The organism is Mesorhizobium sp. M2A.F.Ca.ET.042.01.1.1, assembly GCF_003997405.1.
Taxonomy (GTDB): domain Bacteria; phylum Pseudomonadota; class Alphaproteobacteria; order Rhizobiales; family Rhizobiaceae; genus Mesorhizobium.
On the sequence record NZ_RZRX01000016.1, the window covers coordinates 31,183 to 46,392 of the forward strand.

The 15,210-nt window shown below is 65.4% G+C and carries 12 protein-coding genes and 1 pseudogene; 3 read left to right on the top strand and 10 right to left on the bottom strand.

The window, feature by feature from the left end; translation table 11 throughout:
* Window positions 1-40: 40 nt before the first annotated feature.
* The 6 genes from EOA23_RS04420 to EOA23_RS04445 form a co-directional block, all read right to left on the bottom strand.
* Window positions 41-823 carry a carnitinyl-CoA dehydratase gene (locus EOA23_RS04420; RefSeq protein ID WP_127303005.1) on the bottom strand — a complete coding sequence of 261 codons (783 nt, stop codon included), beginning with the start codon at window positions 821-823 and terminating at the stop codon, window positions 41-43.
* On the bottom strand, window positions 816-2,894 hold the full coding sequence (locus EOA23_RS04425; protein ID WP_127303006.1) for an acetate--CoA ligase family protein: 2,079 nt from the start codon (window positions 2,892-2,894) through the stop codon (window positions 816-818). The genes EOA23_RS04420 and EOA23_RS04425 overlap by 8 nt, the downstream gene beginning before the upstream one ends.
* A gap of 64 nt (window positions 2,895-2,958) precedes the next feature.
* Complete coding sequence (locus EOA23_RS04430) at window positions 2,959-4,122, bottom strand: acyl-CoA dehydrogenase (RefSeq protein WP_127303007.1); 1,164 nt, start codon at window positions 4,120-4,122, stop codon at window positions 2,959-2,961.
* A gap of 4 nt (window positions 4,123-4,126) precedes the next feature.
* Complete coding sequence (locus EOA23_RS04435) at window positions 4,127-5,275, bottom strand: carnitine 3-dehydrogenase (RefSeq protein ID WP_245473991.1); 1,149 nt, start codon at window positions 5,273-5,275, stop codon at window positions 4,127-4,129.
* Window positions 5,276-5,277: 2 nt separating this feature from the next.
* The gene (locus EOA23_RS04440) at window positions 5,278-5,904 is read right to left on the bottom strand and encodes an HD domain-containing protein (RefSeq protein ID WP_127303008.1); all 627 of its coding nucleotides are present in this window, start codon (window positions 5,902-5,904) and stop codon (window positions 5,278-5,280) included.
* A gap of 14 nt (window positions 5,905-5,918) precedes the next feature.
* Window positions 5,919-6,842, bottom strand: coding sequence for a 3-keto-5-aminohexanoate cleavage protein (locus tag EOA23_RS04445; RefSeq protein ID WP_127303009.1), 924 nt, complete (start codon window positions 6,840-6,842; stop codon window positions 5,919-5,921).
* Window positions 6,843-6,966: 124 nt separating this feature from the next.
* On the opposite strand from EOA23_RS04445, the gene EOA23_RS04450 reads away from it, so the two are divergent.
* The gene (locus EOA23_RS04450) at window positions 6,967-7,947 is read left to right on the top strand and encodes a GlxA family transcriptional regulator (protein ID WP_127303010.1); all 981 of its coding nucleotides are present in this window, start codon (window positions 6,967-6,969) and stop codon (window positions 7,945-7,947) included.
* A 45-nt stretch (window positions 7,948-7,992) separates the two neighbouring features.
* Here the strand turns inward: EOA23_RS04450 and EOA23_RS04455 are convergent, their stop codons facing one another.
* The gene (locus EOA23_RS04455) at window positions 7,993-8,196 is read right to left on the bottom strand and encodes a hypothetical protein (RefSeq protein ID WP_042637374.1); all 204 of its coding nucleotides are present in this window, start codon (window positions 8,194-8,196) and stop codon (window positions 7,993-7,995) included.
* 198 nt (window positions 8,197-8,394) lie between these two features.
* On the bottom strand, window positions 8,395-9,720 hold the full coding sequence (xylA, locus tag EOA23_RS04460) for a xylose isomerase (RefSeq protein ID WP_127303011.1): 1,326 nt from the start codon (window positions 9,718-9,720) through the stop codon (window positions 8,395-8,397).
* 112 nt (window positions 9,721-9,832) lie between these two features.
* Between xylA and EOA23_RS04465 the strand changes: the two genes are divergently transcribed.
* On the top strand, window positions 9,833-10,195 hold the full coding sequence (locus EOA23_RS04465; protein ID WP_127303012.1) for a nuclear transport factor 2 family protein: 363 nt from the start codon (window positions 9,833-9,835) through the stop codon (window positions 10,193-10,195).
* Between the two features lie 227 nt (window positions 10,196-10,422).
* Here the strand turns inward: EOA23_RS04465 and xylB are convergent, their stop codons facing one another.
* Together xylB and EOA23_RS04480 are read right to left on the bottom strand one after the other, a co-directional pair.
* Window positions 10,423-11,877, bottom strand: coding sequence for a xylulokinase (xylB, locus tag EOA23_RS04475; RefSeq protein ID WP_127303013.1), 1,455 nt, complete (start codon window positions 11,875-11,877; stop codon window positions 10,423-10,425).
* An 82-nt stretch (window positions 11,878-11,959) separates the two neighbouring features.
* Complete coding sequence (locus EOA23_RS04480; protein ID WP_127303014.1) at window positions 11,960-13,282, bottom strand: tetratricopeptide repeat protein; 1,323 nt, start codon at window positions 13,280-13,282, stop codon at window positions 11,960-11,962.
* 323 nt (window positions 13,283-13,605) lie between these two features.
* Here EOA23_RS04480 and EOA23_RS04485 point away from each other — a divergent pair.
* Window positions 13,606-15,210: pseudogene (locus EOA23_RS04485) on the top strand (autotransporter outer membrane beta-barrel domain-containing protein); the annotation flags it as partial.

A 15,210-nucleotide genomic window follows, 5' to 3' on the forward strand; every position in this document is an offset into this window, starting at 1 on the left:
AGGGCAGAGAGGGGGGCCCGGCGCCGTCATCTCCGTAAAGTCACTTCCCCTTCCACACCGGTTCGCGCTTTTCAGCGAACGCCCGGAACCCCTCCATATTGTCCTCGGACCCATAGAGCTTGTCGACCGTCGGCAGTTGCCTCCTCGTCACCTTGTTCATCGCGTCCTGGAAGGTCAGCGCCTCGGCCACCCGCGTCGTCTCCTTGATCGAGGCGAAGACCAGCGGCGGGCCGCTGGCGAGCAACCTTGCGATCTCCCAGACGCGCTCCTCGAGCTTGTCCTTGGGCAGGACCTCGTTGACCAGGCCCCAGCGATGCGCCTCGGCGACATCCATCCAGCGGCCGGTGAACAGGAGGTCCATGGCGATGTGGTAGGGGATGCGCTTCGGCAGCTTGATGGTCGCGGCATCCGCGAGCGTGCCGGCGCGGATCTCGGGCAACGCGAAGGAGGAATGGTCCGAGGCGTAGATGAGGTCGCAGGACAGCGCCAGCTCGAAGCCGCCGCCCACCGCCATGCCGTTGACGCAGGCGATCACCGGCTTGTTGAGGTCGCGCAGCTCCTGCAGCCCGGCGAAGCCGCCGACGCCATAGTCGCCGTCGACCGCATCGCCGGCTGCCGCCGCCTTCAGGTCCCAGCCGGCGCTGAAGAACTTGTCGCCGGCCGTCTTGACGATGGCGACGCGCAGCTCCGGATCGTCGCGGAACGCCTTGAAGGTCTCGCCCATCAGCCGCGACGTCTTGAGGTCGATGGCGTTGGCCTTCGGCCGGTCGAGCGTGACCTCGAGGATCGCGCCTTCGCGGCGGGTGGTGATGACGTCAGCCATTCTTCTTTTCTCCAAGCACGAGCAGGGCGTCCGCGATCCAGGCGCCCTTGCCTTCGGCGCAGACGATGAGCGGGTTGATGTCCAGTTCTTCGATCTCGCCTTCGTTCTTCTGCACGAAGTCGGCAATGCCGGCGATGGCGTTGATGGCGGCGTTGACGTCGGCCTTCGGCCGGCCGCGATAGCCTTCGAGCAGCGGATAGAGCTTCAGCCCACGCAATGCCGCCTCGATGTCGTCGCGCGTTGCCGGCAGCATCAGCGTCACGCTGTCGCGCAAAAGCTCCACCAGCACGCCGCCGGTGCCCAGCGTCATCACCACGCCGAACATCGGGTCGCGGGTGAAGCCGACGATCAGCTCGGCGACGCCGTCGCGCACCATGCGCTCGGCATAGAGCCCGGTGCCGAGCGGTAGAAGATCATGCGCGGCGGCGCTGACGGACTCGGCATCCTTGAGGTTCAGCCTGACGGCGCCGACTTCCGACTTGTGCGTCACGCCGAGCGCCTTGAGAGCGACTGGGAAGCCGAGCGTCATGGACGAGATCACCGCCTCGACCGCATTCGAGGCGCGCTCGCCCTTCGGCACCGGCAGTCCGGCCTTGATCAGCCTTTCCTTGGCTTCCGCCTCGTCCGGTGTCACGCGCTTGGCTTCGGACGCGCCTGCCGCCGTGGTGTCGACCGGCTGCGCCTGCGGCTCGCGCCAGGCCCAGCCGATGAAAGCGGCAGCCTGGGCGGCATCCATGGCTTCGGAAATGCCGAACAACGGCACCATGCCCCGCGCCATCAGGCCTGCGGTGTATTCCTCCGGCAGGTTCTCCGGCAGCGAGGAGACGATCGCGCCCTGCGCCTTGTTGGTCTTCAGCGCCGCCTCGAAGGCGCGCAGTGTCGTCCACCAGTCGACGTCCGAGCAGCGGTCCGGGCGCGGGAAGTCGAGCACCAGCATGTTTAGGTCGAAGCCGCCCGACACCATGGCGGTAAAGGTGGCGGTCATCGCCGGCTCGTTGTTCCAGATGAAGGTGTGATAGTCGAGCGGGTTGGCGACCGCGACCAGCGGGCCGAGCGTCGATTTGACATGCGCGCGATGCTCGGCCGTCAGGGCCGGGAAATGCACCCAGCGCCCCTCGGCGCTGTCGGCCATGACGGAGGCTTCGCCGCCCGAGCAGCTCATCGAGGACAGCTTGTAGCCGGGCAACGGTCCGGTGATGTGGAGGAGCTTCAGCGCCTCGATGAAGGCGGGGATGGAATCGACGCGCGCGATGCCGAGCCGCTTCAGGAAGGCGCCGGAAGCGGCGTCCGAGCCGGCGAGCGAGGCGGTGTGCGACACTGTCGCCTGCCTTGCCTGCTCCGAGCGCCCGACCTTCATGGCGATGATCGGCTTCTTCAGCTCGCGGGCGCGGGCGGCGAGCTTCTCAAAGCCGGCCACCGAATCGAAGGCCTCGATATGCAGGCCGAGCGCGGTGACGCGCTCATCCTCGATGAGGCCGAGCGCCATTTCCGAAAGGCCGGTCTGCGCCTGGTTGCCGGCCGTCATCAGGAAAGCGATCGGCAGGCCGCGCTTCTGCATCGTCATGTTGATGGCGATGTTGGACGACTGGGTGATGATGGCCACGCCCTTCCCGCCTTCGGCCAGGCGGATGCCGCCATGCTGGTCGGGCCACAGCAGCGCGCCGTCGGCATAGTTGATCAGGCCGTAGCAGTTCGGCCCGATGATCGGCATCTGGCCGGCAGCAGTGACGAGCTCGGCCTGCAGCCGTTCGCCATCCTCGTCATAGGCCTCTGTCTCCAGGAAGCCGGCGGCAAAGCAGACGGCGCCGCCGGCGCCGCGCTCGGCCAGTGCCTTGATCACCTCGATGGTGAGATGCCGGTTGACGCCGACAAAGGCGGCGTCCGGCGCGCCAGGCAGGTCGGCGACGGAGCGGTAGGCCTTGCGGCCGGCGACCTCGTCCTTGGTCGGATGCACCGGCCAGATTTCGCCGGCAAAGCCCATCTTGATCGATTGCGCCACGACGGCGGCGGCCTGCGCCCCGCCGAACACGGCGATCGATTTGGGGCGCAGGAGACGTTCGAGTTTATGCATGGTCATCTTTTCGTTTGAGCATGTTCCCGTCCAAAGCCGGATCTCGGCTTTGGCGCATCATGCTCTAAGCTCCGAACGGACGCAGCAGCGCCCGCGAAATAATATGTCGCTGAATCTCCGACGTGCCTTCCCAGATGCGCTCGACGCGGGCGTCGCGCCAGATGCGCTCCAGCGGCAGGTCGTCCATCAGCCCCATGCCGCCATGGATCTGGATGGCTTCGTCGGCGACGTAAGCCAACATCTCGGTGGCCTTGAGCTTGGCCATCGCCATGTCCTGGTCGGTGACGGTGCCCTGATCGTACTTCCAGCCGGCTTCGAAGACCATCAGATCGGCGGCCTTCAGTTCCGTCGCCATGTCAGCGAGCTTGAAGGACACGCCCTGGAACTTGCCGATCTGCTGGCCGAACTGCTGGCGCTGCGCGGCATATTCGATGGCATGCGAAAGCGCCCGCTCGGCGCGGCCGAGACAGGTGGCGCCGACCTGCAGGCGCGTGGCGCCAAGCCAGGAGTTGGCGACGTCGAAGCCCTTGTGCACTTCGCCGAGCACCTGGGAAGCCGGCAGCCGGCAGTCGTCGAATTCGAGAATCGAGTTGGTGTAGCCGCGATGCGAAACGTTGCGGTAGCCGTCGCGCACCGTGAAACCCTTGGTGCCCTTGTCGACGAAGAAGGCGGTGATCTTCTTGCGCTTGCCGCGCGGGGTCTCTTCCTCGCCGGAGGCCATGAAACAAATCGCGAAATCGGCGAGATCGGCGTGGCTGATGAAGTGCTTGGTGCCGTTGAGCACCCAGTCCGAGCCGTCCTGCACGGCGGTTGCCTTCATGCCGCGCAGGTCGGAGCCGGCGCCGGGTTCGGTCATCGCCAGGCAGTCCCACTTCTCGCCGCGGATGCAGGGGAAGAGGTATTTCTCGCGCTGCTCCGGCGTGCCGGCGAGCAGGATGTTGGAGGGACGCGCCACGCAGGTCCAGTGCAGCGCGTAGTTGGCGCGGCCGAGCTCCTTCTCGTAGAGCAGCCAGCTCACCGTATCGAGCCCGGCGCCGCCGACATCGGCGGGCATGTTGGCGGCATAGAGGCCGGCCTCGATCGCCTTCGCCTTCAATTCGTCGATCAGCTCGCGGCGCAGCACGCCGGTGCGCTCCACCTCGCGCTCATGCGGGTAAAGCTCGTTCTCGACGAAGGCGCGCGTCGTCTCGACGATGAGCTTCTGTTCTTCCGAAAGACCGAACTGCATCGCCTCAGCCCTTCTTCTTGCTGCTCTTCTTCTTCGGCTTTTCGGTCTTCACCGCCTTCGCCGGCTTCGCGGCCTTCTTCGCCGGCTTGGCTGCCTTCTTCGCCGGCTCTGTCGCCTTGGCCTTTGCGGCAATCTTGGCTGGAGTCTTCTTCGCCGCCAGCTTGGCGAGCTGCCTGGTATAGTCCTTGTGCAGCGCGCCGGCGCCCCAGCCCTTGCCCTTGTTCTGCTTCGACAGCGCGTCCATGATCGCGACCAGATTGTCGTCGCGGATCTTCTCCAGCTCGCGGATCGACAGGCCATGCGCCTGCTCGTCCGACTGGGTGGCGATCAGGTCGACCAGCTCGTCGTTGAATTCCGGCACGTCCATCAGCTTGGTCCAGGGCCATTTCAGGCAGGGGCCGAACTGCGCCATGAAGTGGCGCATGCCGGCCTCGCCGCCGGCAACGCGGTAGACCTGGAACATGCCCATCTGCGCCCAGCGCAGGCCGAAGGAATAGCGCATGATGTCGTCGAGTTCCTCGACGGTGCAGATGCCGTCCTTGACCAGCCACAGTGCCTCGCGCCATGCGGCTTCGAGCAGGCGGTCGCCGACGAAGGCCTCGATCTCCTTGCGCACCACCACCGGCTTCATGCCGATCGAGGCATAGAGCTCCTTGGCGACTTCGATCGCCTCGGGGAAGGTCTGCTCGCCGCCGACGATCTCGACCAGCGGCAGAAGATAGACCGGATTGAACGGATGGCCGACGACCAGCCGCTCCGGATGCTTCTTCATCGCCACCTGCATGTCGGTCGGCTTGATGCCGGAGGTCGACGAGCCGACAATGGCATTGGCCGGCGCATGCGCGTCGATCTCGGCCAACACCTTGTGCTTGAGGTCGAGGCGCTCGGGCACGCTCTCCTGGATGAAATCGGCGTCGGCCACCGCTTCGGCGATGGTCTTGGCGAAGGTGAGCTTGCCTTCCTTGGGCAGGCCGTCGGGCAGCATCTGCTTGTAGGCGCGGCGCGCGCCCTTCATCACCTCGCCGACCTTGCGCGACGCTTCCGGATCCGGATCGAAGATCGACACGTCGATGCCGTTCAAGAGCAGCCGCGCCACCCAGCCGGCGCCGATGACGCCGCCGCCGATGGCGGCCGCCTTGTTGATGATGCTCATAGTCAGGCTCCGGTTCTTGTCTTGGCTGTATCGGGGTCGGTAAGGGCCACACGCTCGCCGGCGCGGATCACCGCCGGGTCGTAGGCCTTGCGGGCAAACACTTCGAGCACGAAGGGTCGGAAGAACTCGATCGGCAGCGCCTCATAGTCGGGGTCGAAGCTCGACTGGTCCCAGCGCTCGCAGAACTGGTCGCAGTCGTCGAAATAGGCATGGCCGGCGAAGCGGTCGCGGGCATGCCGGTTGCCGCCCAGATGATGCGCGTAATAGAGCCGCTGGAAATCGCCGTGCTTTTCCACCACCCAGGTGCATTGCTCGCGCACGAAGGGTTTTAGGATCGCAGCCGCATATTCGTCGTGGTTGTAGGGCGCATAGATGTCGCCGATGTCGTGCAGCAGCGCCGAGACGATCCAGTCGGTGTCGGCGCCATCCTGCCAGGCACGCGTCGCCGCCTGCAGCGAATGGCCGAGCCGGGTGATCTTGTAGCCGGAAAGTCCCTCGTCGAGCTGCACCAGCGCATCGAGCAGCCGGTCGCCGGTCTTGGCGGCGTAGTCGATCTCATGGGCGGTCAGGAATTCGTAGTCTTCCCTGTCGCCGTCCTTCATCGCGGTGAATTTGACGGTATCAGCCATGATCAACGCCCGCCTTACGCCGCTGCGGCTAGGGGCGCCCGCTTGGTCAGGTTGAGCTTCTTGCGCACTTCCTCCGGTCCGAGGATACGGGCGCCGAGATTGGTAACGATGCTGGCGGCGCGCTCCACGAGCTGCGCGTTTGTGGCCAGCACGCCCTTGTCGAGCCAGAGATTGTCTTCCAGGCCGACGCGGACATTGCCGCCGGCAAGCACCGCCGCCGCGGCATAGGCCATCTGGTTTCGGCCGATCGAGAAGGCCGACCAGTTCCAGGTCGAGGGCACGTTGTTGACCATCGCCATGAAGGTGTTGAGGTCGTCCGGCGCGCCCCATGGCACGCCCATGCAGAGCTGCACCAGCGCATCCGGGTTGAGCACCTTCTCCTCGACCAGCTGCTTGGCGAACCACAGATGCCCGGTGTCGAAGGCCTCGATCTCGGGCTTGACGCCCAGCGCCGTCATCATGCCGCCCATCGCGCGCAGCATGCCGGGCGTGTTGGTCATCACATAGTCGGCCTCGGCGAAGTTCATCGTGCCGCAATCCAGCGTGCAGATCTCCGGCAAGCACTGGCGCACATGCTCCATGCGGTTGGTGGCGCCGCCCATGTCGGTGCCCTTCTCGTTGAGCGGCAGCGGCGCTTCGGGCGAGCCGAATACCATGTCGCCGCCCATGCCGGCGGTGAGGTTCAGCACCACATCGACATTGGCCTCTCGGATGCGCCCGGTCACTTCGCGGTAGAGATGCACGTCGCGCCTAGGCTTGCCGGTCTCGGGGTCGCGCACATGGCAGTGGACGATCGCGGCGCCCGCCTTGGCGGCGTCGATCGCCGAATCGGCGATCTGCTTGGGCGAGCGCGGCACATGCGGGCTGCGGTCCTGCGTGCCGCCGGAGCCGGTCACGGCACAGGTAATGAAAACCTCACGGTTCATCGCAAGCGGCATCGTCTATCCTCCCAGGGTCGATCGGCCATGCGTGCCGCCAAAGCGGAAGCCTGTTGGGCTACGCACGGGATGGGCACAGAATGACCGACTTGCCGGAAACTGTTTTGCGTTTTACGAAGCTCTCATGATCAAAAGCGAAAAGCCGACCATCTTTCGGTCCGAGCGAGAGACGCTCAAGGTGACGTTCCTTGTGTTCTCCGGCTCGTCGATCATGTGCGTGGCTTCGGCGGTCGATCCGCTGCGAGCCGCAAACCGCATTTCGGGCGAGACGCTGTTCGATTTCAAGCTGGTCTCGGTCACCGGCGAGGCGCCGGTCACCACCTGCGGCCTGCCAGTGGCCGTCAGCGGCCGCTTCGACGCCGCCGAGCCGACCGACATGCTGGTCGTCGTCGCCGGTTTCGGCACGCAGAACTACGCCACCTCGGCCCTGCTTGCCGGCCTGCGCCGCGCGGCACGCGGCGCGCGCGCCTGCGGCGGCGTCGAGGCCGGCACCTGGCTGGTGGCGCGCGCCGGGCTGCTCGAAGGCCGCAGCGCTACCACCCATTGGGAAGACATGGAGGATTTCTCCGCCGCGTTCCCGGGCGTCGACGTGCGGCCGGACCGCTATGTCATCGACGGGCCGGTGTTCACTTCCGGCGGCGCCTCGCCGACCTTCGACCTGATGCTGCATCTGGTCCGCACAAGGCTCGGCATGGCCGCTGCGCTCGATGTGGCGAGCGTGTTCATCTACGATCAGGCGCGTGCCGCGACCGACGCGCAGCCGTTGGTCTCGCTCGGCCGGCTCGACGGCTACGACCCCAGGCTTGCCCAGGCGATCCGGCTGATGGAAGCGCATGTCGACCAGCCGCTCACCATCGACGCCGTGGCCAAGCGCGCCGGCGTGACGGCAAGGACGCTGGAAAGCATCTTCCGCAAGTCGATCGGCGAGACGCCCGGCGCCTATTATCTGAGGCTGCGCCTCGGCGCCGCCCGCCGCCTGGTGGTCGACACGCGCATTGCCATGGCCGATATTGCCGGACGGACAGGCTTCTCGTCCGCCGCAGCATTTTCCAGGGCATTTTCAAGAGCTTTCGGCGAGGCGCCGGTACGGCTTCGCCGAGGGTAGGGCTAAGGCGGCGGCTTGCCGCTCGCTTAAGCGGCGGTCTGCCGCTCAGGCGGCGCTCTTGCGCTCGCCGGCGCTGTCCATCTGCGAGCGCATCTGCTGCGCCAGACGGATTTCAAAGCGGTTGCTGACGGCGCGATCCCATTCGGTCTTCACGTCGTCAGTCGGCCGCGGCAATGCCATCAGCCGGTCGATGATCGATCCGGTTTCGCCGGACGAGAGCAGGGCGTCGATTTCGCGTTCGTGCTGCATATCGGTTCGCCTCCTTCTTCTTCACCCGCCACAGGAGCCACGTTTATACGAGATCCGTGACGGCTGTTTGAAGGCAAGAACGAGGTGATTGAGGGGCAGCGCGGGGCAAAGTTTTGTCGCGCGATTCAGCCCACGCGAATGCAATTTCCGGCCTGCCCCGCGTCCCGATTGCTCGGGCGCGAGGCAGCCTGCCGTTCTTTAGACATACCTGTTGACGATGTTCTCGAGCAGCTCCTGCCGGCCGGAGCGCGGCTGCGGCTCGATCTTCTTCTTCACCACGCGTTCGGCGATCTCCTCCAGCGTACGCTTGCCCGAAAGCATCGCCTTGCCTTCGGCGGTGTTCCAGCCGGCATAGCGTTCGGCGAGCGGGCCGGACAGCGCCTTGTCCTCGATCATCTTCGCCGCCGCCTTCAGGCCGCGCGCGCAGGCATCCATGCCGCCGATATGGCCGATCAGGAGATCGTCCGGATCGAGCGACTGGCGCCGGAGCTTGGCGTCGAAATTGGTGCCGCCGGTCTTGAAGCCGCCGCCCTGCAGCACCTGGTAATAGGCCAGGGCCATTTCCGGCACATTGTTGGGGAACTGGTCGGTATCCCAGCCCGACTGGTAGTCGTTGCGGTTCATGTCGATAGAGCCGAAGACGCCCAACGCGTTGGCCAGAGCCAGTTCGTGCTCGAAGGAATGGCCGGCGAGGATCGCGTGGCCCTGCTCGATGTTGAGCTTGACCTCCTTCTCCAGCCCGAAGCGCTTCAGGAAGCCGTAGACGGTCGCGACGTCGTAGTCGTACTGGTGTTTTGTGGGCTCCTGCGGCTTCGGCTCGATCAGGATCGTGCCCTTGAAGCCGATCTTGTGCTTGTAGTCCACGACGAGGTTGAGGAAGCGGCCGGCCTGTTCCTGCTCGCGGGCAAGGTCGGTGTTGAGCAAGGTCTCATAGCCCTCGCGTCCGCCCCACAGCACGTAGTTCTCGCCCTTCAGCTTCTTGGTGACGTCGATGCATTTCTTCACCGTCGCCGCCGCATAGGCGAACACGTCCGGATCGGGATTGGTGGCGGCGCCCGACATGAAACGGCGGTGCGAGAACAGGTTCGCCGTTCCCCAGAGCAGCTTGACGCCGGTCTTTTTCATCTTGTCGGCGAAATAGTCGGTGATCTCGTCGAGGCGCGCCGCGCTCTCGGAGAAATCCTTGCCTTCCGGGCGCACATCGGCGTCGTGGAAGCAGAAATAGGGCGCGCCGAGCAGCGAGAACATCTCGAAGGCGACGTCGGCCTTGAGCTTGGCCAGCTCCATCGTGTCGATCCCGCCCGGCTTGGCGAACCAGGGCCGGTCGAACGTCTGGCCGCCGAACGGGTCGCCGCCCGGCCATGCAAAGGAATGCCAGTAGGCGACGGCGAAGCGCAGATGGTCTTCCAGACGCTTGCCGGCCACCACCTCGTCCGGATTGTAGAAACGATAGGCCAGCGGATTGGTCGAATCCGGTCCCTCATATTTGATGTTCTTGATGTCGCCGAAAAATCCGCTGCTCATGGTTTCCTTCCTCTCCGGGTGCATTCGCCCGATTACCTCAGGCGTAATTGGTTTCGCTTCTGTGGGGCGCCAAAAAGGTCATGTCGAAACGATCCAACGAAGGAGCATCACAATGACCGACCTCAACACGATCGCCCGCAACTACATCGCCGCCTGGAACGAGGGCGATGCGGCCCGCCGCAAGGCGTTGCTCGAAGCTGCCTTCACCAGCGACGTCAGCTATCGCGACCCGGTCATGCAGGGCGACGGCCATGACGGCGTCGCGGCGCTGATCGACGGCGTGCAGCAGCGCTTCGCCGGATTCCGCTTCTCGCTGAAGGGTGAGCCAGACGGTTTTGGCGACAAGATCCGCTTCTCGTGGAATCTTGGGCCCGAAGGCACGGAGTCGGTCATCGAAGGCACCGACATCGGCGTCATCGAGGAAGGCCGCCTGAAGAGCGTCACCGGCTTTTTGGACAAGGTGCCGGCGCAGTGAGGCTAGCTGGGGAGGTGGGGTGCGAGGCCCCCCTCTCTGGCCTGCCGGCCATCTCCCCCTCAGGGGGGGAGATCGGCTGTCGCTCCGGCTTTCGCCAATCGCCAGCGTCGTAGGAATGAGCGAGGCACCCCAACTGTCAATCTCCCCCCTTGAGGGGGAGATGCCCGGCAGGGCAGAGAGGGGGGCCTCGCGCCCGCTCATGCGACTACGAGGTGCCTCGCTTCCACTCACGCGGTCACAGCCCTTATCGCCGGGTAAAGCGCCCGATACCTCTGATAGGCATCCGCGAAAGCCCCACCCAGCCCACCATCCGGCTCAACCGTCGCGTCCGTCGCCGGCGCCGTGCACACGCCGAGCGGATCGGCGCCGGTCGCGGCGATCAGCCCAAGCCTTGCCGCGCCAAACGCCGCGCCGAAATCGCCGTCGGCCGGGATGTCGACCGGCACCTGCAGCGCGGTGGCGATCGCCTTCAGCCAGTAGCGCGAGCGTGAGCCGCCGCCGATCGCGGTGACCCGGCTCAATGTCGTGCCGGCCGTCTTCAGCGCTTCGAGGCTGTCGCGGAAGGCGAAGGCGATGCCTTCCAGCACCGCCTGCGTCAGCACGGCCCGGCTCGATTGATGCGCAAGCCCCGTGAACGAGCCGCGAATGGCGGAATCATTATGCGGCGTCCGCTCGCCGGAGAGGTAAGGCAGGAAGGTGACTCCGGTCGGCGCCTTGAGCGTGTCGCCAAGCTCGCCGGTCAGGTCGCCGGCGCTCTTGCCGGTGATTTCCGAAAGCCAGTTGAGCGAATCGGTGGCCGACAGGATCACGCCCATCTGGTGCCAGGTGTTGGGCAGCGCATGGCAGAAGGTGTGCACCGCGCTTTCCGGATTGGGCAGATAGGAAGCATTGGCCGCAAACAGCACGCCCGACGTGCCGAGCGACACGAAAGCATGGCCGGCGCCGACCGTGCCCATGCCGCAGGCCGAGGCCGCGTTGTCGCCGGCGCCGCCGGCGACCGGAATGCCCGGCGCGATGCCCCATTTGGACGCGAGCTCGGCGCGCAAGGCGCCGGCCTTGGCCGTGCCCTCGACCAGCGACGGCATCTGTTTTTCGTCGAGCGATGTCGCCGCCAGCAACTCGGGCGCCCAGCGACGCTCGCCGACATCGAGCCATGAGGTGCCGGCCGAATCCGACATTTCCGAGATGTGTTCGCCGGTCAGCCAGAGCCGCAGATAATCCTTGGGCAAAAGCACCTTCGCCACCTTGGCAAAGATCGCCGGCTCGTTGTTCTTCACCCAGGCAAGCTTCGGCGCGGTGAAGCCCGGAAAGACGATATTGCCGGTGAGCTTGCGGAAGCGCGGATCGGCATCGAGCGCCGCCGCCTCGACATGGCTGCGCGTGTCGTTCCACAGGATGCAGGGGCGCAGCACCTTGTCCGATTGATCAAGCAGGGTGGCGCCATGCATCTGGCCGGAAAGGCCGATTCCCTTGACCGCCGCCAGCTCTTTCGGATGAGAAGCCTTGAGTTCGGCAATCGCCGTCTCGCTGGCCTCGATCCAATGCGCCGGATCCTGCTCCGACCAGCCGGGATGCGGCCGCGAGACGTCGAGCGAGCCATGGCCGGCGCCTATGACTTTCTGGCCGTCGTCGATCAGCAGCGCCTTGACGCCCGAAGTGCCCAGGTCGAGGCCGAGATACATGATTTCCTCCCACTGCCATTAATTTTTTCGGATCTCGAAAAAATCTGGCTTGGCCAGTTTTTAGGGCAAGATCCGCTTCGGGTCAATTCTCAGACAAATCGGATGCCCGCCGAAGGAACAACGCCGACAGCGGACTGTCGGGCCGCGCGAGCTGACGCTCGGCGGCCAGCGCCCGTGCCAGCGCCTGATCGCCGGCGCGCAACGCGGCCTCGATCAGCGTCAGGTCGATCACGTCGCGTTGCGCGTGACTGCCGCCGAAACGATGCGCGATCGATCGGATCGGCCGGATCAGGCGCACGGCCTCATCGTAGCGGCCGTCGCCGAAGGCCTTGATCGCAAGCGTCAGCGGATGGCCGACATCGCGCGTGAAGGCGGCGTTGTCGTCACTTCCGCGCATCGCCTCACGCTGCGCTTCGAGCAGCGTCTTCGCCGGCGCCTCCAGCCCGGCGCCGACAAAGGCCATCATCGCATGCGCGTCGTTGAAGGCATAATTGCCGCCGCCGGCATTGTGCCAGTTGTCGGCCAGAGCCGCCCAGCGCTCGCCGACATCGACGCCGCCGAGGCGCAGCCGCCACAGGATTGCCGAGGCATCGACCATGTTGAGCGCCATCGTCGATGCCTCGCCATAGATAGGGCCGTCATAGAGCGCCAGCACCTCGGCGACCTCGCCGAGGTCGTAGTGGAACAGCGCCAGATGCCACCAATTGTGCACCTTGAGGAAGCTTTCCCTGGTCCAGGCGTCGGGATTGGCGCGCATCCAGGCAATGCCGTCTTTTTGCCGGCTCTGCATCTCCATAACATGGGCGACGGCGTGCTGCGCCCAGCCGTCGCGCGGCTCGAGCTCGACAGCCGTGCGGCCAAACCTTTCGGCGCGGGCATAATCGCCCATCTCCTCGAGCCCGAAGGCCTGCATGCCGAGAACCGCATGATAGCCGGGCATGTCGCTTCGCCAGGCTGACAGGGCGCGGCCGATGCGGTCGCGCAGCATGCGGGCATTGCCGGTGAAGAAATCAATCTGATGCCCGGTCAACAGCGCCACGAGATCGAGTGGATGGTCGATGGCGACATCCTCGAGGGTGCGGGAGGCTTCATGCCAGCGCCCCCAGGCAAGATGGCCGAGGGCCGCGACATGCGCCCGCTCGCGAGCCGTGGCGGCGAGCGGCAAGGCCGCCTCGTGGCATGCTCTGGCCACGATCGTTGCCTCGCGCTCGGTGGCAAGGCCGAAGAGGTAGCCCTTGAACACATGCGCCATGACGAAGCCGGGATCCTCGGCGATCGCGCGATCGGCGGAGCCGACCGGATCGCCGATGAAACATTGCAGCTCATGCACGGCGCGGGCGTAGGATGAAAACCCGGCTTCGGTCGCGCCGGAGTAAGTCAGGCCGAATGCGTCCTTCAGCGCCATTCTGTGTCCTTCAGCGATCGCGAATTTGCTGTCTGGAGCCCGATCCTAAAGCATCGGCGAGGAGCGTGCCAACGGCCGCCTGGATCAAGCAATACTCTGGTCTATTCGCCTGGGGTCGCAGTTCATCAACCATCGGGCGCAGAATAGGCTTTGAAAATTGAGATGAATTATGTCTTCATTGCGGCAAGGGTGGGGCGGCTTAAATCGCGAATTGCGAGGACGCGATGCGGCGCTTTGGAAATTCTCTCCCGAGATTGTTCTCGGAAGGAAAAGTCATATCAGAAAATGCTGATATACTGATGAAAAGCCCAGTACATCCTTGGATGCTTGGCCTTCTGGCATCGACAGCACTTACATTGCTGCCGGGCTCCCAGGCTTTTGCCGCCTGTGTGCTGAGCCCGCCGGCCGGCAATACAGCCTATGTCTGCGACAGCGGCGACTCCGGCGGCAGCCTCACCGACACCAGCGGCGACAACACGCTGACCTTCCCTTCCGGCGGCACCGGCCAGATCAGCGGCAATGTCAGCTTCGGCGCCGGCACGGATCGCATCGACATGCAATCCGGCACCATCACCGGCACGGTCGACCAGGGCGACGGCACCGACTTCTTCACCATTGGCGCCGGCATTGTTGCCGGCAACGTCCAGCAAGGCGCGGGTATCGACGATTTCAACATGAGCGGTGGCCAGATCGGCTCGCTCAACCAGGGCGATGGGCTCGACACCTTCACCATGAGCGGCGGACGCATCGTCGATTTCTTCGACGATGGCGACCATGCGGTGATGACCGGCGGCCGCATTGGCCGCGTCAACATGAAGCTCGACCAGAACTACTTCAACATGTCGGGCGGCGTCATCGACCGAAACCTCGTGACCGGCTTCGACAAGGACACCATCATCCTGTCCGGCGGCACCATCGGCGGCAACATCAGCGTCAGCGGCGGCAACGACAGCGTGACCATCACCGGCGGCACGGTCGGCGGCGACGTGCTGCTGAGCTTTGGCGCCGACAATTTCGTCTGGGACGGCGGCGGCATCATCTATGGCAGCGTCGATCTCGGCGCCGACAATGATACCGCCAAGCTCAGCAACCTCACAAAGGCCAATCTCGGCGGCGCCGACGCCTTGAATGGCGGTCTCGGCACCGACACGCTCACCTTCGACAACGTCAAGCTCGACGGCATCGCCAGGGTCCAGAACTGGGAGACGATCGACGCCACCAACGACACGCAATTGACATTGGACGGCAACCTCGTGCTGGGCGACTCCGGCACGGGCACCGGCACGCTCAACGTCGATCAGGCAAGCACGCTCTATGGCGGCGGCTTCAATGCCTCGATCCAGGCCTTCACGTCAGGGCAACTGGCCGAGGTCTTCAATGCCGGCCGCATCGACCTGACCAACGGCAATACGGGCGCCACCGACCGGCTGACGATCAACGGCAACTATGCCGGGCTCGGCGGCCTGCTGCTGATCCAGACCGAGCTTGGCGACGATTCCTCCGCCTCCGACCGGCTTGTGCTGTCCGGCGGCACGGCCTTCGGCTCGACCGGCATCGCGGTGGTCAATGTCGGCGGCGCCGGCGCCGAGACTACGGCGGACGGCATTATGGTGGTGCAGGCCGTCAACGGCGCCACGTCGAGTGCCAACGCCTTCGCGCTTGACACGCCGGTCGCGGCCGGCGCCTTCGAATATTATTTGTTCAAAGGCGGCGTCAGCGCCGGCAGCGCGGAGAACTGGTACCTGCGCTCGGCGCTGATCACGCCGACATCGCCGGCTGCCGCGCCTGGAGCGCGGGAGCCGGCGTCGCAGTCGGAGCCGGTGGCGCCGGAAACCGAAGCGCCGCCGCCGCCGTCCGAACTGCCGCCGGTCCCGGTGCCGACCGACGGCGATGCCAACAACCAGCCGGTCGACCCGACGCCGCCGGTT